This is a genomic window from Paraoerskovia sediminicola (assembly GCF_030296575.1).
GTDB lineage: Bacteria > Actinomycetota > Actinomycetes > Actinomycetales > Cellulomonadaceae > Paraoerskovia > Paraoerskovia sediminicola.
Map to the genome: position 1 here is coordinate 3,256,075 of NZ_AP027729.1, position 17,697 is coordinate 3,273,771.

At 72.2% G+C, this 17,697-nt stretch carries 15 protein-coding genes and 2 pseudogenes; 2 read left to right on the forward strand and 15 right to left on the reverse strand.

What is annotated here, in order from left to right; genetic code table 11:
• The first annotated feature begins 155 nt into the window (after window positions 1-155).
• Window positions 156-2,455 (forward strand): annotated as a pseudogene (locus QUE47_RS15075) (RecQ family ATP-dependent DNA helicase).
• A 64-nt stretch (window positions 2,456-2,519) separates the two neighbouring features.
• Here the strand turns inward: QUE47_RS15075 and hisD are convergent.
• On the reverse strand, window positions 2,520-3,845 hold the full coding sequence (gene hisD, locus QUE47_RS15080; RefSeq protein WP_286217948.1) for a histidinol dehydrogenase: 1,326 nt from the start codon (window positions 3,843-3,845) through the stop codon (window positions 2,520-2,522).
• Window positions 3,846-4,033: 188 nt separating this feature from the next.
• Here hisD and QUE47_RS15085 point away from each other — a divergent pair, with 188 nt between their 5' ends.
• Entirely contained in the window at window positions 4,034-4,261 is a 228-nt protein-coding gene (locus tag QUE47_RS15085; protein ID WP_286217949.1) for an RNA-binding S4 domain-containing protein, read from the forward strand.
• Between the two features lie 98 nt (window positions 4,262-4,359).
• Here QUE47_RS15085 and QUE47_RS15090 read toward each other — a convergent pair whose 3' ends face one another.
• From QUE47_RS15090 to QUE47_RS17005, 14 genes and pseudogenes are all read right to left on the reverse strand, one after another.
• Window positions 4,360-4,500 (reverse strand): pyridoxamine 5'-phosphate oxidase family protein, encoded by a 141-nt coding sequence (locus QUE47_RS15090; RefSeq protein ID WP_286219562.1) that lies wholly within the window; start codon window positions 4,498-4,500, stop codon window positions 4,360-4,362.
• A gap of 259 nt (window positions 4,501-4,759) precedes the next feature.
• Window positions 4,760-8,353: a DNA polymerase III subunit alpha gene (gene dnaE, locus QUE47_RS15100; RefSeq protein WP_286217950.1), complete on the reverse strand. Its 3,594-nt coding sequence runs from the start codon at window positions 8,351-8,353 to the stop codon at window positions 4,760-4,762.
• A gap of 55 nt (window positions 8,354-8,408) precedes the next feature.
• Window positions 8,409-8,840, reverse strand: a complete 432-nt coding sequence (locus tag QUE47_RS15105; RefSeq protein WP_350227760.1) for a GNAT family N-acetyltransferase — start codon at window positions 8,838-8,840, stop codon at window positions 8,409-8,411.
• A gap of 130 nt (window positions 8,841-8,970) precedes the next feature.
• Entirely contained in the window at window positions 8,971-9,900 is a 930-nt protein-coding gene (locus QUE47_RS15110; protein WP_286217951.1) for an RluA family pseudouridine synthase, read from the reverse strand.
• Entirely contained in the window at window positions 9,897-10,538 is a 642-nt protein-coding gene (locus QUE47_RS15115) for a signal peptidase II (protein ID WP_286217952.1), read from the reverse strand. The genes QUE47_RS15110 and QUE47_RS15115 overlap by 4 nt, the downstream gene beginning before the upstream one ends.
• 47 nt (window positions 10,539-10,585) lie before the next feature.
• The gene (locus QUE47_RS15120) at window positions 10,586-11,047 is read right to left on the reverse strand and encodes a TraR/DksA family transcriptional regulator (protein ID WP_286217953.1); all 462 of its coding nucleotides are present in this window, start codon (window positions 11,045-11,047) and stop codon (window positions 10,586-10,588) included.
• A gap of 137 nt (window positions 11,048-11,184) precedes the next feature.
• Window positions 11,185-11,865 (reverse strand): DivIVA domain-containing protein, encoded by a 681-nt coding sequence (locus tag QUE47_RS15125; protein ID WP_286217954.1) that lies wholly within the window; start codon window positions 11,863-11,865, stop codon window positions 11,185-11,187.
• Between the two features lie 156 nt (window positions 11,866-12,021).
• A complete protein-coding gene (locus QUE47_RS15130) occupies window positions 12,022-12,312 on the reverse strand; it encodes a YggT family protein (protein WP_286217955.1) in 291 nt (96 codons plus the stop codon).
• Between the two features lie 35 nt (window positions 12,313-12,347).
• Entirely contained in the window at window positions 12,348-12,824 is a 477-nt protein-coding gene (locus QUE47_RS15135) for a cell division protein SepF (protein WP_286217956.1), read from the reverse strand.
• Window positions 12,825-12,940: 116 nt separating this feature from the next.
• Window positions 12,941-13,774, reverse strand: a complete 834-nt coding sequence (gene pgeF, locus QUE47_RS15140) for a peptidoglycan editing factor PgeF (protein WP_286217957.1) — start codon at window positions 13,772-13,774, stop codon at window positions 12,941-12,943.
• Window positions 13,775-13,776: 2 nt separating this feature from the next.
• Complete coding sequence (gene ftsZ / locus QUE47_RS15145) at window positions 13,777-15,051, reverse strand: cell division protein FtsZ (protein ID WP_286219540.1); 1,275 nt, start codon at window positions 15,049-15,051, stop codon at window positions 13,777-13,779.
• Between the two features lie 166 nt (window positions 15,052-15,217).
• Window positions 15,218-15,973 (reverse strand): cell division protein FtsQ/DivIB, encoded by a 756-nt coding sequence (locus QUE47_RS15150; RefSeq protein WP_286217958.1) that lies wholly within the window; start codon window positions 15,971-15,973, stop codon window positions 15,218-15,220.
• A 316-nt stretch (window positions 15,974-16,289) separates the two neighbouring features.
• Complete coding sequence (locus QUE47_RS15155; RefSeq protein WP_350227592.1) at window positions 16,290-17,246, reverse strand: UDP-N-acetylmuramate--L-alanine ligase; 957 nt, start codon at window positions 17,244-17,246, stop codon at window positions 16,290-16,292.
• Between the two features lie 194 nt (window positions 17,247-17,440).
• A pseudogene (locus tag QUE47_RS17005) lies at window positions 17,441-17,638 on the reverse strand (Mur ligase domain-containing protein); the annotation flags it as partial.
• Window positions 17,639-17,697: the final 59 nt, after the last annotated feature.

Genomic DNA, 17,697 nt, shown 5'->3' on the forward strand with positions numbered 1-17,697 from the left:
GGGAGCCGCCACCTGCGGAACCGTGGCCGGAAGAGCCGTGGCCCGACGAGCCGTGGCCGGACGACGCACCCCCGGAGGACCTCGCCGAGGCCCGACGACCGGGTGGCACCTCGCAGGGGCGGACCGAGCTCCCGCCGCTCGGTGCACCGGCGCTCGTGGGCGACGACATCTCGACGGGCGACCTGCGGGACGACGCCGAGACCGCGCTCCGGGCGCTCGTCGGCCGCGACGACGTGGCCCTCCGCGAGGACCAGTGGACGGCGATCGAGGCGCTCGTCTCCCGTCACCAGAGAGCCCTCGTCGTCCAGCGCACGGGGTGGGGCAAGTCCGCCGTCTACTTCGTCGCGACGGCTCTCCTGCGCGCCCGTGGCGCGGGGCCGACGGTGATCGTCTCGCCGCTCCTCGCTCTCATGCGCGACCAGGTCGCCGCTGCGGCGCGCGCCGGCATCCGCGCGGTGACCATCAACTCCTCCAACATGACCGAGTGGGACGCGGTCCACGCAGCCATCGCGGCTGGCGAGGTCGACGTCCTGCTGTGCTCGCCCGAGCGGCTCAACAACCCGGCGTTCCGGGACGAGGTGCTCCCCGGCTCGCGGCCGACGCCGGGCTGGTGGTCGTCGACGAGGCGCACTGCATCTCCGACTGGGGCCACGACTTCCGCCCCGACTACCGGCGGATCCGCACGCTCCTCGCCGAGCTCCCGGGAGGCATCCCGGTGCTCGCGACGACCGCCACGGCGAACGAGCGCGTTACGGCGGACGTCGCCGAGCAGCTCGGCGTGTCCCACGCCTCGGCGGCAGGCGGGGTCGCGACCGACGTTCTCGTGCTGCGGGGTCGGCTCGACCGTGAGTCGCTGCACCTCGCGGTGCTCGCCCTGCCCGACCAGCCGACCCGTGTCGCCTGGCTCGCGGAGACGCTCCAGGACGTCGACGGTTCGGGGATCGTGTACTGCCTGACCGTCTCGGCCGCCGAGCAGGTCGCGTCCCAGCTCCGTGCGACCGGGCTCGCCGTCCAGGCGTACACCGGTCGCACGGATCCGGCCGAGCGTGAGCAGCTCGAGGCCGATCTCAAGGAGAACCGGGTCAAGGCGCTCGTCGCGACGTCCGCCCTCGGCATGGGGTTCGACAAGCCCGACCTCGCGTTCGTCGTACACCTCGGCGCCCCCTCCTCGCCCATCGCGTACTACCAGCAGGTCGGACGTGCAGGTCGAGGCGTCGACCAGGCGGTCGTCGTGCTCCTCCCCGGTCAGGAGGACCGGGCGATCTGGGACTGGTTCGGCTCGCAGGCGTTCCCCGCCGAGCAGCAGGTCCGGCTCACGCTCGCCGCCATGGAAGACGGCCGCACCTGGTCGACGGCAGCCCTCGAGACCCAGGTGGACCTCAAGCGTTCGAGGCTCGAGTCGATGCTCAAGGTGCTCGACGTCGACGGTGCGGTCAAGCGGGTCAAGGGCGGCTGGGTCACCACTGGTGAACCGTGGGCGTACGACGCCGACCGGTACGCCCGCGTCGCCGCGACGCGCGAGGCGGAGCAGCGGTCGATGCTCGACTACGTCGCGACCGACGGGTGCCGCATGGCCTACCTGAGACAGGTCCTCGACGACCCCGAGCTCGACGCCGCATGGCGCTGCGGCCGCTGCGACAGCTGCGGCGGCGTCGGGCTCCCCGAGGCCCCGGACGCCGACGCGGTCGCCGCCGCCCGCGAGGACATGGACCGACCGGGCGTCGAGGTGATCGCGCGTCGCCAGTGGCCGAGCGGCATGGACACCCTGGACGTCGACCTCAAGGGGAAGATCCCGCCTCAGGAACAGGCGGAAGCCGGTCGTGCGGTGGCCCGGCTCGACGGGCTCGGGTGGTCCGGTGCGCTCCGCGACCTGTTCGCCGCGCGCGACGCCGACGGGCGGCCCGCGGACGGCCAGACGCCCGTACCGCTGCGCAAGGCGGCGGTCCGGGTGCTCGAGGACTGGGACGCGCTGTGGCGGTCCCCCGAGGCGAGCGACGACATCGAGACGGATCAGCCCACCGACGCCGCCGACGGCTCCGAGCACGCCGTCGTCGAGAGGGCAGCGGCCGATGCCTCTGCAGGCGAGCCCGAGCGCCGCAGCCCGGCGATCGAGGGCGTCGTCGCCATCCGCTCCACCACACGACCCCAGCTCGTCGAGCACCTCGCCACCGGGCTCGCCCGGTACCTCGGGGTACCGCTCGTCGGCACGGTCGGTCCGGTGTCGGGCCGCGAAGAGCCTGGACGCCACGACGTGAACTCCGCGCAGCGGCTCGCCGGCGTCGCGCACAGGCTGGGCCTCGAGCTCACCGAGGCGGCCGCCGCCGGGCTGCCCGGGCGCGCCGTGCTGCTCGTCGACGACTCGACGGACTCCGGCTGGAGCCTGACGGTGGCCGCCCGGCTGCTCCGGCGGGCCGGTGCCGAGGCGGTCCACCCGTTCGTGCTCGGCGTGAGCTGACGAGCGAGGCGGGCGAGCCACGAGCGCCCAGGGCCTTCGAGCGCACGGGACCCCGCGAGCTCCCTCAGTGGAAGCGAGCGCGCACGGCCTCGCCGTGCGCGGGCAGGTCCTCGTCGTTCGCGACGGCGACGATCCGGTCGGCGACCTCTTCCAAGGCGTCTCGGTCGTACTCCACGACCTGCACCGCCTTGACGAACGCGTGGACACCGAGGCCGCTCGCGAAGTGCGCGCACCCGCCGGTCGGCAGGACGTGGTTCGACCCCGCCATGTAGTCGCCGAGCGACACCGGCGACCACGGGCCGACGAAGATCGCTCCGGCGCTGCGCACACGCTCGGCGAGCGCGGCCGCGTCGCGCGTCTGGATCTCCAGGTGCTCGGCCCCGTAGGCGTCGACGACGGCGAGTCCCTGCTCGAGGTCGTCGACGAGCACGACCGCCGACTGGGGTCCGGCCAGCGCCTGCGCCACGCGTGCTGCGTGCTTCGTCGCACCCGCGAGGTCCTGCACGCGCGCCTCCACCGCGGAGGCGAGCTCGACCGACGGGGTGACGAGCACCGCCGCCGCGAGCGGGTCGTGCTCGGCCTGGCTGATGAGGTCCGTCGCGACGTGGCCGGCGTCCGCCGTCGAGTCCGCCAGCACGGCGATCTCGGTGGGTCCGGCCTCGGCGTCGATCCCGACGACGCCGCGCACGAGCCGCTTCGCCGCCGCGACGTAGACGTTCCCCGGTCCGGTCACCACGTCGACCGGCTCGCACAGCACCGCGCCGTCCTGCGGCTCGCTGCCGTCCGCCCCGTACGCGAACATGGCCACGGCCTGGGCCCCGCCGACCGCGTAGACCTCGTCGACGCCGAGCAGGGCGCACGCGGCGAGGATCGTCGGGTGGGGCAGCCCGCCGTTCTCCTTCTGGGGCGGTGACGCGACCGCGAGGCTCTCGACGCCCGCCTCCTGCGCGGCGACGACGTTCATCACCACGGAGGACGGGTACACGGCGAGCCCACCGGGCGCGTAGAGCCCCACGCGCTCGACCGGCACCCATCGCTGACGGACCTGCGCACCGGGAGCGATCTGGACGGTGAAGTCCTGGGGACGCTGCGCGGCGTGACCCATCCGCACCCGCCGGATCGACTCCTCGAGCCCGGCCCGGACGGCCGGGGGCAGCGTGTCGAGGGCCGCCGACAGCTGTTCGGGAGGGACGCGAAGGTGCTCTGGACGCACGCCGTCGAAGCGCTCGGCGAGCTCGCGCAGCGCGCGGGCACCGCGCAGGCGGACGTCCTTCAGCACGGGGGCCACCTGCTCTGCGGCGTGCTCGACGTCGAGCACGGCGCGAGGCAGCTCGTCGACGAGCTCGCGCTTGGTGAGCGTGCGGCCACGAAGATCGATGCGGGAGATCACGCGTCCCATCCTAGGTCCAGCGTCGCTGCCTGTGCCGTGAGCGCCCGCAGCACGGGCACGGGCACGGGCACGGGCACGGGCACGGGCACAGGCACAGGCACAGGCACAGGCACAGGCACAGGCACAGGCACAGGCACAGGCACAGGCACAGGCACAGGCACAGGCACAGGCACAGGCACAATGGGAGCATGAGCGAACCATTCACGGTGGAGATCACCGGCGACGTCATCCGCCTCGGCCAGTTCCTCAAGCTCGCCGACCTCGCCGAGTCCGGCGCCGAGGCGCGCACCCTGGTCGCCGAGGGCGAGGTCTCCGTCAACGGCGAGGTCGACACCCGACGGGGCCGTCAGCTCGTGCGCGGCGACGTGGTCGCCGTCTCGACGCCCCAGGGCGAGCACTCGGCCGTCGTCGGCTGACCGGCCCCGCGAGCCGTCACCTACCGAGCCACACCCCGCGAGCTGTCGTCCCGGAACGCGTCAGCCGTCAGCCCACCTGCCGCTCAGCCGTCAGCGCGTCATGCCGCCATGTACGCGGAGCACATCACCTTGTCCGGGGTGAGTCGCAGCACGATCCGGTCCGGGTTATCGCTGAGCCGGCGGTAGCGGCGGGCGTACCGCTCGACCGCGTCGTCGATCTCCGCCCGGTCGGTGACCACCTCGATGACGCCTTCGAGCGTGATCCAGCGTCCACCGTCGACCTGGCAGAGTGCGGCGCGCGCCCCGGTCCGGTCGACTCCCGGCCGGCGTTGCGGGCCTTGGTCGACGAGCGGTTCGTCGTCACCCGGGCGACCCCTGCCACCGGGTCCCACGTGAAGGCGACGGGGACCACGTGCGGTGAGCCGTCCGCCCGCACGGTCGTGAGCGTCGCGAGGTGGCGTTCGGTGACGAAGACCTGCTGCTCGGGGTTGAGCCGGATCACAGCGCTGCTCCGACCGGCTGGCCGGGCGCCTGCAGGCACGACGGACCGAGGAGCGCCTTCAGGTCGCCGTAGAGCGCGGGCGACTTCTCGACGCGGAGGTCGGCACCCACGCGGACGACGCTCGCCCGACCGGGGCTCGCGAGCCTCAGGTGCACGTCCGTGACGCCGGGGTGGGTCGCGAGGATCTCCCGCAGCCTCTCCACGAGCGGCGGCGTGCACCGGGCGGCGGGCAGGCGCACCAGGACCGGGGTCTCCTCGACGTCGGAGACGTCGGGCAGGGAGACCTCCATCGCCTGGAGCTGCATGGTCTCGTCCCGCCGTCGTACCCGGCCGCGAAGCACCACGACCTGGTCCTCCGCGAGGATCGTCGAGTAGGCGAGGTACGTCTCGCCGAAGAACATGACCTCGACGGCGCCCTCGAGGTCCTCGATCGTCACGGCGGCCCACGGGTTGCCGTTCTTGCTCATCTTGCGCTGGAGGGACGTGATGAGCCCCGCGACCGTGACGGTCGACCCGTCGGAGCGGCCCTCGTCGATCATCAGCGCGGCGATGCCCGTGTCCGCGGCCCTCGTGAGCACGTGCTCCAGCCCGGACAGCGGGTGGTCGGAGACGTAGAGACCGAGCATCTCCCGTTCGAACGCCAGCCGCTGCTTCTTGTCCCAGTCCGGGATCTGCGGCACCTCGACGCTGAACGTCATGGCGTCGTCCGGCTCCCCGCCCAGGTCCGAGAACAGGTCGAACTGACCCTCGGCCTCCTTGCGCTTGACCCCGATCACCGACTCGACGGCCTGCTCGTGGACCACGAGGAGTGCACGTCGAGGGTGCCCCAGGGAGTCGAACGCGCCCGCCTTGATCAGCGACTCGATGGTTCGCTTGTTGCAGACCACGGCAGGCACCTTGTCGAGGAAGTCGGTGAACGAGGTGAACTCGCCCTTCTCCTCGCGTGCGGCCACGATCGCGTCGACGACGTTGCGTCCGACGTTCCGCACGGCGCTCAGCCCGAACCGGATGTCCTCGCCGACCGCGGTGAAGTTCGCCGCGGACGAGTTCACGTCCGGCGGGAGGACAGTGATGTGCATGCGGCGGCACTCGTTGAGGTAGAGCGCCGACTTGTCCTTGTCGTCGCGGACGCTCGTGAGCAGCCCGGCCATGTACTCGGTCGGGTAGTTCGCCTTGAGGTACCCCGTCCAGTAGGACACGAGCCCGTAGCCGGCCGAGTGCGCCTTGTTGAACGCGTAGCCGGCGAAGGGCACGAGCACGTCCCAGACCGCCTTGACGGCCTGGTCGGAGTACCCGCGCTCCCGCATGCCCGCCTGGAACGGGACGTACTCCTTGTCGAGCACCTCCTGCTTCTTCTTGCCCATCGCGCGGCGGAGCAGGTCGGCCTGACCGAGCGAGTACCCCGCGAGGATCTGCGCGGCGCGCTGGACCTGCTCCTGGTAGACGATCAGACCGTGGGTCTCGTCGAGGATCTCCGAGAGCGGCTCGGCGAGCTCCGGGTGGATCGGGGTGACCTCCTGGAGGCCGTTCTTGCGCAGCGCGTAGTTGGTGTGGGAGTTCATCCCCATCGGACCGGGGCGGTAGAGCGCGATGACCGCGGAGACGTCCTCGAAGTTGTCGGGCCGCAGCTGGCGCAGCAGCGAGCGCATCGGCCCGCCGTCGAGCTGGAACACGCCCAGGGTGTCACCGCGGGAGAGCAGCGCGTAGGTGGCCGGGTCGTCGAGCGCGACGTGTTCGATCTCGACCGGTTCTTTGCCGTTCATGACGATGTTCTCGAGGGCGTCGTCGAGGATCGTGAGGTTGCGCAGCCCCAGGAAGTCCATCTTGATCAGCCCGAGCCCCTCGCACGTGGGGTAGTCGAACTGCGTGATGATCGCGCCGTCCTGCGGCCGCCGCATGATCGGGATGATGTCGATCAGGGGGTCGCTGGACATGATGAGCGCGCAGGCGTGCACGCCCCACTGCCGCTTCAGGCCCTCGATACCCTGCGCGAGCTCGACGACCCGCTGCGCCTCCGGGTCGACCGCGTGCATCTTGCGGAACTCGTCGGCCTCCGCGTAGCGCTTGTCGGTGGGGTCGAAGATGCCGGTCAGGGTGATGTCCTTGCCCATGACGGCGGGCGGCATCGCCTTGGTGAGCTTCTCCCCCATCGCGAACGGGAAGCCCAGCAGCCGGGACGAGTCCTTCAGCGCCTGCTTGGCCTTGATCGTGCCGTAGGTGACGACCTGCGCGACCCGGTCGTCCCCGTACTTGTCGGTGACGTAGCGGATCACCTCGCCGCGGCGACGCTCGTCGAAGTCCACGTCGACATCGGGCATGGAGACGCGCTCCGGGTTGAGGAACCGCTCGAAGATGAGCCCGTGCTCGAGCGGGTCGAGCTCGGTGATCCCCATGAGGTAGGAGGCCATGGAGCCTGCCGCGGACCCTCGGCCCGGCCCGACGCGGATCCCCTGCGCCTTGGCCCAGTTGATGAAGTCGGCGACGACGAGGAAGTAGCCCGGGAAGCCCATCTGGACGATGACCTCGGTCTCGTACCGCGCCTGCTCGCGGGAGGCGTCCGGCACGCCTCCCGGGTACCGGCGGTGCAGCCCGGCCTCGACCTCCTTGACGAACCAGCTGACCTCGTCCTCGCCCTCGGGGACGGGGAAGTGCGGCATGTAGTTCGCGGAGGTGTTGAAGTTCACGTCGCACTGCTCGGCGATGAGCAGCGTGTTGTCGCAGGCCTCGGGGAGCTCGGACCAGATGCGGCGCATCTCGGCGCCCGACTTCACGTAGTAGCCGTCACCGTCGAACTTGAAGCGGTCCGGGTCGGTCAGGGTCGAACCCGAGTTGATGCACAGCAGGGCCTCCTGCGAGGCGGAGTCCTGCTGCGTCACGTAGTGCAGGTCGTTCGTCGCGACGAGGGGCGCGCCGATCGTCTCGGAGAGCCGCAGCAGGTCCTTGATGACGCGGGTCTCGATGTCGAGGCCGTGGTCCATGAGCTCGACGTAGAAGTACTCCTTGCCGAAGATGTCCTGCAGCTCACCGGCGGCGCGCACCGCCTCGTCCCACTGGCCGAGGCGCAGGCGCGTCTGGATCTCGCCGGACGGGCAGCCGGTCGACGCGATGAGCCCCTCCGAGTACGTCGAGAGGAGCTCGCGGTCCATGCGCGGCCACTTGCCCATCTGCCCCTCGAGCGAGGCCAGCGAGCTCGCCCGGAACAGGTTGTGCATCCCGGTGTCGTCACGGGCCCACATCGTCATGTGCGTGTACGCGCCGCGCGCCGAGACGTCGTCGGACTCCTGGCCCTTCTCGCCGTAGCGCACACGGGTCTGGTCGTGCCGGCTGGTGCCCGGCGTGACGTACGCCTCCACGCCGAGGATCGGCTTGATCCCGGCCGCCTTCGCCTTGGACCAGAACTCGAAGGCGCCGAACACGTAGCCGTGGTCGGTCGTGCCGATCGCCGTCTGGCCGAGCCGGCCCGTCTCCGCGAAGAGGTCGTCGAGCCTCGCCGCACCGTCGAGCATCGAGTACTCGGTGTGGACGTGCAGGTGGACGAAGTCGTCCTTGCGGCTCGTCGGGCGGGCATCGGGTGACACGGCAGACGGCATGGGACGAGTCTAGGTCGCCCCACCCACGGTCCGGACGTCGCAGCGCACCGGGCGGTCATGTCCCGCGGGTCAGCGTGCGCCTCGCGTCACGGTGCTCGATGCCGGCGTCGAGGTACACGGGCCCGTCGACGACGTACCCCAGGCGCTCGTAGAACCCGATCGCGCGGACCTGCGCGCTCAGCTCGACCACCACGGTGCCGGACGGCGCGTGCTCGGCGAGGGCGATCCGCTCCAGCTCCCGCATCACCCGGGCTCCGGCCCCCGTCCCCCGGGCCGTGCGGGCGACGGCGACGCGCCCGATGTGGACCACGCCGGGGTGTGCCGGGTCGGTGAGCAGCCGGCCGGTGCCCACGACCTCGCGCGCACCGTCCCTGACGAGGACGTGCGTCGTCGTCGGCGCCGCATCGAGGTCGTCGATCTCCTCCTCGAGCGGGACACGCTGCTCGTCGACGAAGACGACGAGCCGCAGCGCGTGGGCCAGCGCCAGCCCCTCCTCGTCGACGACCCGTTCGACCGTCGTCGCGGCGTCGCCCGCTGCAGGCCGCCGGTCGGGGGAATGCCCGGCTCCACGCCCCGCACCGGATCGGGCGCGGGTCCGGCGCCGTCGGGACCCGCGGTCACGAGTAGGCGCCCCGGACGACCTCGAGCGCGTTCCTCAGGTCCTCGGGGTAGTCGCTCGTGACCTCGACGGCGGAACCGTCGACGGGGTGCTCGAAGCCGAGGCGCACGGCGTGCAGCCACTGACGTCCGAGCCCCACGCGGGCCGCAAGGGCCGGGTCCGCGCCGTAGGTGGTGTCCCCCACCAGCGGGTGGCGCAGCGCGGCGAAGTGGACCCGGATCTGGTGCGTCCGACCGGTCTCCAGGTGCACCTCGGTCAGCGACGCCGCAGGGAGCATCTCGAGGACCTCGTAGTGGGTGACGGACGGCTTGCCCGACGCGGTGACGGCGAACTTCCAGTCCGCCCCGGGGTGACGGCCGATCGGCGCGTCGATCGTCCCGGTCGTCGGCTCGGGGTGGCCCTGGGCGAGGGCGTGGTAGACCTTCTCGACCGTGCGCTCCTTGAACGCGCGCTTGAGCCCCGTGTACGCGAGCTCGCTCTTGGCCACCACCATGAGGCCGGACGTCCCCACGTCGAGCCGGTGCACGATGCCCTGACGCTCGGCCGCCCCTGAGGTGGAGATCCGGTAGCCCGCCGCGGCGAGCGCACCGACGACGGTCGGTCCCGTCCAGCCCGGCGACGGGTGCGCCGCGACACCGACCGGTTTCATCACGACGACCAGGTCGTCGTCCTCGTACTCGATCGTCATGCCCGGGACCGGCTCGGGGTCCGCTGCGGGTGCCGGGGCGACGTCGGGGAGGTCGACCTCGAGCCACGACCCCGGCATCAGCCGGTCGGACTTGCCGGCCGTCGAGCCGTCCACCGTGACCCGACCGTCGGCCGCGAGGTCCGCGGCGCGGGTCCGGGACAGGCCGAGCATCCGCGCCAGCGCGGCGTCGACACGCTCGCCCGCGAGCCCGTCAGGGACGGGGAACGTCCGCACCGTCATGCGTCGCGGCGCTCGTCGTCGGTGGTGTCCTGGCCGATCCCCTGGTCGGCGACCTGGTCGGTGGCCTGCTCGGCGGCGGGGTCGGCCTCCCCGGTGGCCTCGTCCGCGCCGTGGCGCGTCCCGTCGACGCCGACGCCCCGGAACGCCAGCACGACGATCACGCCGGCCGCCAGCACGATCGCGATGTCCGCGACGTTCCCGACGAACACTCCGTAGTCGATGAAGTCGACGACCTCGCCGCGGCCGAAGCCGGGGTCGTTGGTGAGCCGGTCGATCAGGTTTCCCACCGCTCCACCGAGCAGCAGCCCGAGGGCCACGGCCCATCCGGTCGAGCGGATCCGTCGCATCGTGCGCAGGATCAGCACGATCACCACCACGACCACGACGGTCAGCACCCACGTCATCCCGGTCCCGAACGAGAGCGCGGCTCCCGGGTTGTAGACGAGGCGAAGGCCGAGGAGATCGCCGATCAGCGCGATGCGCGGCTCGCCGGCGAGCGCACCCTCGGCCCAGACCTTGGACACCTGGTCGAGCAGGACCACGAACGCCGCGAGGCCGAGCGTCCAGAGGATCAGGGAGCGGCGCGCGACCGCGGAGGGCCGGGCCGAGCCCTCGGCCGGGTTCTGTGTCGTTGACATCGCGGGCAAGTCTGCCACGACGGGACCGCCGTCCCGGTCGCGATCGGTCAGCGACGCTCCTCGCGCGCCTTGGCCTCGACCGAGAGCGTGGCTCGGGGGAAGGCCTGCAGGCGGGCCTTGCCGATCGGCAGGCCTGTGGCCTCGCACGTCGCGTACGTGCCGTCCGCGATCCGCTCGAGCGCGTGCTCGGTCTGGGTCAGCAGGTCGCGCATGTTGTTGACGAGCGTGAGCTCGTGCTCGCGCTCGAGCGCGCTCGAGCCGGAGTCGGCCTGGTCGTCGCCGGAGCCCTCGCCCGAGTCACGCAGGAGCTCGGAGAGCTCCTGATCGGCTCCGGCGAGCTCGCCCCGGAGCCTGGCGCGGTCGTCGAGGAGGGTCGACGCGAGCGCTTCCACCTCGGCGACGGTCCACGGGTCCTCCGCCTCCCGGACCGGGAAAGACTTGACGTCCTTGGACAGACGCGGGAACTGCTCACGCACGGCCGTACGGGCCGCAGCGCTGATCCGGGACATTGCGCCTCCAGGGTCGAGAGTGACGTGAGAATAGACGCGACGACCGGTGCACACAACACGCCTCGCCGGAACGTTCCGGGAGGGTGCCGCGTGCACCGGCCGTCAGCAGGTGATCGCAGGCGCTCGACGGACGAGCGTCAGACTCCGGGCGGGAGGTCCCCCGAGCGGTTCCCGGCCGCGACGTTGCCGCGCGGCGGCAGCGCGCTGCCCCGGTTGTCGAGGTCCCCGAGCAGGTTCTGCAGGTAGCTCTTGAGCCGGGTCCGGTAGTCCCGCTCGAAGAGGCGCAGCTCGTCGATCTTGCGCTCGAGGAGCGAACGCTCCTGCTCGAGCTGGGAGAGCGTCCGGTGCGAGGTCTCCTCGGCCTCGGTGACGATCCGCGTCCCCTCCTCCTTCGCCTCGGAGATGAGCCGGTCGCTCTCCTCCTGGCCGGAGCGGACGTAGTCGTCATGCAGCTTCTGCGCCATCTGGAGCATCCCGGTGGCGGACGCCGGCTCCTGGACGGTGGGCGCGGGCGTCGCCGCGACAGGTGCGGGCTCCGGCTCGGGCTTCGTGGGCTCGGGCTCGGGGGTCTTGGGCTCGGGCTCGGGCTTGGCGTCCTTGGTCTCCGACGCCGCGGCGTCGGCCCGGCTCAGCTCCCCGACGCGCTCCTCGGCCGCAGCGAGCTTGGCCTTGAGGGACTCGTTCTCGTCCTGCACCGCCTTGATCGTGTGCACGACCTCGTCGAGGAAGTCGTCGACCTCCTCGATGTCGTAGCCCTCGCGGAACTTCGTCGCGGAGAACTTCTTCTTGAGAATGTCATCAGCAGTCAGCAGTGCCATCGTTTCACCTCAATGCGTTGCGCGTCGGTCGGCGGATCTTGCGATCACCACGGTCCAAACTAACCGAGAATCCACGGGCTTCGCGCCCGCAAACTCCCGTCGTGCGACGACTCGGACCGTTTTGTCCGGGTGGTCCACTTCCCCGCGGGGCCAGGTTCACCCGCCCAGCGAGCCCACGACCGCCTGGGCGATGAGGACGAGGACGAACAGGATGATGAAGGCGAGATCGAGTCGCACCTGTCCGAGCTGGAGCGGCGGGACCACCTTGCGGATCGCGCGGAGCGGCGGATCCGTCACGGTGTAGATCCCCTCCGCCAGCACGAGGACGAACCCTCGCGGACGCCATTCGCGGGCGAAGACCTGGACCCAGTCGAAGACGAGACGCCCGATCAGGACGAGCCAGAAGATGAACAGGAGGAAGCCGAGAGCGCCCCAGACGATAGTCACGGGTCAACTGTGCCAGATGCTCGGGGCGGTCCGCGTCAGCTCTGGTTGTAGAAGCCGGCCTGGCCGACCTTCTTGACCGTCTTCTCCTCGCCCGTGACCTCGACGCTCTCGGGCGAGAGGAGGAACACCTTGCTCGTCACACGCTCGATCGAGCCGTGCAGGCCGAAGATGAGGCCCGCAGAGAAGTCGACGAGCCGCTTGGCGTCGGCGTCGTCCATGTCCGACAGGTTCATGATCACGGGCGTCCCGCCACGGAACGCCTCCCCGATCACCCGGGCGTCGTTGTAGGAGCGCGGGTGCACCGTCGTGATGCGTCGCAGGTCGTTGCCCGCCCCGTGCGACGCGCCGGACGCGGGCGCCGGCGTGCGGTGCAAGGGAGTGACCTCGGCCGGGTAGTCCTGCGGCACGTCGGCCTCCGTCTCCTCGTAGTCGTCCACGTACTCGTCCTGGCCCTCGCGCTGGTCATCAGCCAGGCCCAGGTACAACATGGCCTTGCGCACCGATCCTGCCATCAGCCGACTCCATCCGTTCTTCGCGCGGGCCCGCAGGTGTCGCGCACCGTGCGTTCTGGTGCTCCGACGCTAACCCGCTCCTGCGGGCGCCACCCGGCGCGACACGCCAACGGGGATCACTTGTCGGCGCGCAGCGCGAGAACCCCGGCGAACCGTCCGGTCACCGACCCCGCTGCGGTCGCCCGACGGTGGGAGTAGAAGCGGTCGTCCTCGCGGGTGCAGACGTCGACCGAGCCGACCTGGCCGACGCCCGAGCGCGTCAGCTCGGCACGCACGCCACCGGGCAGGTCGAGCGCGGGAGTCCCGGACCCGCTCGTCGCCCACGCGGCCGGCACCCTCGCCGCGACGTCGGCACGCATCTCCTCGGGCACCTCGTAGCAGCGAGCGCAGATCGACGGGCCGACGACGGCGCGCACGTCGCCGGCGACCGCGCCCGCGTCGACCATCGCGGCGACGGTCGCGGCCACGACACCCCCGTCGAGGCCGCGCCTGCCCGCGTGCGCCGCAGCCACCACGCCGTGGACCGGGTCCGCGAGCAGCACGGGGACGCAGTCGGCGACGAGGATCCCCAGCGCGAGGCCGGGCTCGGCCGTCACCAGGGCGTCGCCCTCGGGTTCCTGCGCGCCTCCCCACGGGTCGTGGAGACCGTCTCCACCGGCGGCACTCTCATGCTCACGCACCACCGGCACGACCCCGACGCCGTGGACCTGGCGCACGAAGCGGGTCTCGGCACCGACGACGCGCGCGAGCCGGGAGCGGTTCGCCCGGACCCGGTCCGGGTCGTCGGACACGTTGAGCCCGAGGTTCCACGAGCTCCAGGGGGCGGGCGACGACCCACCGTGACGCGTCGTGAAGGCCGCGACCACCCCGGGACCCAGATCGACCCGGACGACGTCCTTCGAGACGTCGTCCGGGTCGTGGGCACCGGCGGGGTGCAGGGTGCGGTGCACTCCTACTTCAGGAAGTCCGGGACGTCGAGCTCCTCGAGCCGCCGTGCGGGCTGCTCGTCGAACATGCGCGGCACCTCGACGGTCTCGCTGTCGGGCTCCGCGGGGCCGGCTGCCGCCTGTGGCGCGGGGACCGGCCCGGAACCGACCGGCACCGCCTTCGGGGTGGCGCCGGAGTCGAGACGCTCCGGGACGTCGTCCGCCTCCGACGCGACCGGCACGAGCGGGCGAGGCAGCGAGTGGGCACCCGTCGCGGTCGACACCGGCGGGATGGACTCGGTACGCGGCGACGCGACCTGACCGAGCGCACGGCCGTCCTTGCGCACCTGCGGGGTACCACCGTCGAACCCTGCGGCGATGACGGTCACGCGGACCTCGTCGCCGAGCGCGTCGTCGATCACGGCACCGAAGATGATGTTCGCCTCCGGGTGCGCGGCCTCGTGGACCAGCCGCGCCGCCTCGTTGATCTCGAACAGCCCGAGGTCCGAGCCGCCCTGGATGCTGAGGAGCACCCCGTGGGCGCCGTCGATGCTCGCCTCGAGCAGCGGCGACGAGATCGCACCCTCGGCGGCCTGGACGGAACGGTCGTCACCACGAGCCGACCCGATGCCCATCAGGGCGCTGCCCGCACCCTGCATCACGGACTTGACGTCGGCGAAGTCGAGGTTGATCAGACCCGGCGTGGTGATGAGGTCCGTGATGCCCTGGACCCCGGAGAGGAGCACCTGGTCCGCCGAGTGGAACGCGTCAAGGGCGGAGACGTTCTGGTCCGACATCGACAGCAGGCGGTCGTTCGGGATGACGATGAGCGTGTCGACCTCGTTGCGCAGGGCCTCGATCCCCGCGTCGGCCTGGTTCGACCGGCGGCGGCCCTCGAACGTGAAGGGGCGCGTGACCACTCCGACGGTCAGCGCACCGAGCGAGCGCGCGATCCGCGCCACGACCGGGGCACCACCGGTACCGGTACCGCCACCCTCGCCCGCGGTCACGAAGACCATGTCCGCGCCGCGCAGGACGTCCTGGATCTCCTCCTCGTGGTCCTCCGCGGCACGCTTGCCGACCTCGGGGTCGGCGCCGGCGCCGAGACCGCGGGTGAGCTCGCGACCGACGTCGAGCTTGACGTCGGCGTCCGACATCAGCAGCGCCTGCGCGTCGGTGTTGATCGCGATGAACTCGACGCCCTTGAGGCCGACCTCGATCATGCGGTTGACGGCGTTCACACCGCCGCCGCCGATCCCCACCACCTTGATGACTGCCAGGTAGTTCTGCGGAGTTGCCACGTCCATGCCTCTCGATCTTGTCGAACCGAACCCTCACCCTCAACTAGAGGGTTACAGTTATGTCAAGTGGTGCCGTCGATGACGGTAGGTGCCCGGGGCGGCTCGTTCAACGACCGTGCCCGCGTGTCGGCGGGTGGACTCTCCCACGGGTGCCCGCGCACACGGCTCAGCTCGTGACGGGCGCTTCGGGAGCGGAGACGTCGTACACCGTGACCCCGTCGGGATCGACCCCGTCGAGCAGGACCCGGAGCACGTCCACCTTGAGCTCGGCGTCCTCCGCGCCGCCCCACCGGACGGTCGAACCGTCGCGCAGCTCGGTCTCGACGGCGTCCTGGGTGTCCGCCGACACGTCCGTGACGTCCGCGAGGATGTCCGGCGGCAGCGCGTTGAGCACGACGAGGACCGACCGCAGCGCACGCGTCCCGGGTCCGCCGTCCTCGTCGTCCACCGGCACGTCGACCCGCGGCAGGTCTCCTGGGGGTTCGCCGACGCTAGCGACGGTCGCCCCGGACGCGTCGAGCAGGCGGAACGCCTCACCGACCGGGACCGCCGCGACGGGGACCTGCGGCTCCACCCGGACGTCGACGCCTCGCGGCCACGCGCGCAGGATCCGCACGTCGTCGACCCCGCGGACCTCGCGCACGGCGTCCCGCAGGCCCACGGTGTCGAGTCGCGGCAGCGGCGTCCCCGCGGTGGCGGTCACGACCTGCTCCACCGCATCCGTGTCGACGTACGTCGCGTCGCCCACGGTGGTGACCTCGATCTCGTCGGCGTCGACCCCGAGCACCGACGAGAAGAACACGAGCCAGACCACGCCGGCGAGGACCCCGAGGCCCCCGGTCCAGGCCGCGGCCGACCGCAGGACCTTGCGTCGACGCACCGCCCGCCGCTCGCGCTCCCGCTCGGCGAGGCGCGGCGCCATCGGTGTCGGCGCCGTCCTGGGACCCGAGGCTCCCCGGACGCCCCGGGGACCGCCCTCGTCGGTCCGGTCGCTGCCGACCGCCCGCGGGACGTCCCGGTGGCGGCCGTCGTCGCCTTCGGCGACGTCGTCGGCCTCGGTACGACCTCCGTCGAGCTCGCGCCGGCACCGGTCTTCGTGTCCGCCTTCTCCGCACGCGCCCGGGCCGGGCGCGGCTCCGCACGGGCGGGACGCTCCGAACGCTCCGGACCGTCGGCGCTCTCGGAGCGCCGCGGGACCTCCGGTCGGCGCTCCGGCGCCCGAGGACGGGCCGGAGGCCTCACGACAGCTCGTCCCTGAGGTGCTCGAGGATCCGAGGGCCGAGCTCCGTGACGTCCCCCGCACCGACCGTCAGGACGAGGTCCCCCGGCCGCGCGGACGAGGCGATCTTCGTCGCCGCGGCCCACCGGTCCTCGACGGCGTAGGCGCGTGGGCCTGTCATCAGGCTCACGATCGTCCGGGCGTCGACGGTCGGGTCGGGGGCCTCACGCGCTCCGTAGACCCCGGTGACGACGACCAGGTCAGCGAGGCCCAGAGCCCGCGCGAACTCCGTGGCGAACGACCTGGTACGCGAGTAGAGGTGCGGCTGGAACAGCACCACGACCCGGCCGCCCCGGCGGCCGCGGCCCACCACCTCCCGGGCGGCGACGAGCAGCGCGGCGACCTCGGTCGGGTGGTGCGCATAGTCGTCGACCACCCGGACGCCGCCCACCTCTCCCTTGAGCTCGAAGCGCCGCCCTGTGCCGCGGAAGCTGCCGACCGCACGGACCGCGTCCTCGAACGCGACCCCGAGAGCCTGCGCGGCGGCCACGGCGGCGACGGCGTTGAGCAGGTTGTGGGTCCCCGGCATCGCGAGCTGCAGGGACGCGGAGCCGTCGGGCCCCGTCACCGTCGCCCGCACGCGGCCTGCCTCGTGCTCGAGCCCCGAGACGACGAGGTCGGCATCAGGGCTCATCCCGTAGGACACCACCGACCCTCCTCCGTCGCGGTGCACCCTGGCGAGAGCGCGGGAGCCCGGGTCGTCGGCGCACGCGACCAGCACCCCGCCCGGCCGCACCCGCGCGGCGAAGGCCACGAACGCCTCCTCGAAAGCGGCACGCGACCCGTAGTGGTCGAGGTGGTCCGGCTCGACGTTCGTGACGACCGCGACCGTCGGCGAGTAGGCGAGGAACGAGCCGTCCGACTCGTCGGCCTCGGCCACCAGGACGTCGCCGGATCCCAGGTGCCCACCGGACACGGGGCCGTCCGCCGTGAGGACGCTCCCCCGATCGCGAACGACGGGTCCTCGCCGAGCTCCACGAGCAGCGTCGCCAGCATCCCGGAGGTGGTGGTCTTGCCGTGGGCACCCGCGACCGCCACGGAGCGCCGTCCCACCATCAGCGCAGCCAGCGCCTCGGAACGGTGCAGCACCGGGATCCCGGCGTCGCGCGCCGCGACGAGCTCAGGGTTCGCCGGCCCGACGGCGCTGGAGACGACGAGCGTGTCGACGCCCGTCACGTGCGCGGCGTCGTGGCCGACCCACACCCGCAGCCCTTCGTCGCGCAACGCCGCGAGCGTCGGGCTCTCCCGCGCGTCGGCGCCCTGGACCGCGACGCCGCGCGCCGCCAGCAGCCGCGCGACGACGGACATCCCGGCACCACCGACGCCCACGAGGTGGACGCGACCCAGGTCCTCGACCGCGGGGACGA

What these genes read in the sequence shown, in the direction of transcription:
- QUE47_RS15085 (WP_286217949.1), top strand. Translation starts at nt 4,034, where the DNA reads ATGAGCGAACCATTCACGGTGGAGATCACCGGCGACGTCATCCGCCTC.
- dnaE (WP_286217950.1), bottom strand. Translation starts at nt 8,353, where the DNA reads ATGCCGTCTGCCGTGTCACCCGATGCCCGCCCGACGAGCCGCAAGGAC.
- QUE47_RS15110 (WP_286217951.1), bottom strand. Translation starts at nt 9,900, where the DNA reads ATGACGGTGCGGACGTTCCCCGTCCCTGACGGGCTCGCGGGCGAGCGT.
- QUE47_RS15115 (WP_286217952.1), bottom strand. Translation starts at nt 10,538, where the DNA reads ATGTCAACGACACAGAACCCGGCCGAGGGCTCGGCCCGGCCCTCCGCG.
- QUE47_RS15120 (WP_286217953.1), bottom strand. Translation starts at nt 11,047, where the DNA reads ATGTCCCGGATCAGCGCTGCGGCCCGTACGGCCGTGCGTGAGCAGTTC.
- QUE47_RS15125 (WP_286217954.1), bottom strand. Translation starts at nt 11,865, where the DNA reads ATGGCACTGCTGACTGCTGATGACATTCTCAAGAAGAAGTTCTCCGCG.
- QUE47_RS15135 (WP_286217956.1), bottom strand. Translation starts at nt 12,824, where the DNA reads ATGGCAGGATCGGTGCGCAAGGCCATGTTGTACCTGGGCCTGGCTGAT.
- QUE47_RS15150 (WP_286217958.1), bottom strand. Translation starts at nt 15,973, where the DNA reads ATGGCGCCGCGCCTCGCCGAGCGGGAGCGCGAGCGGCGGGCGGTGCGT.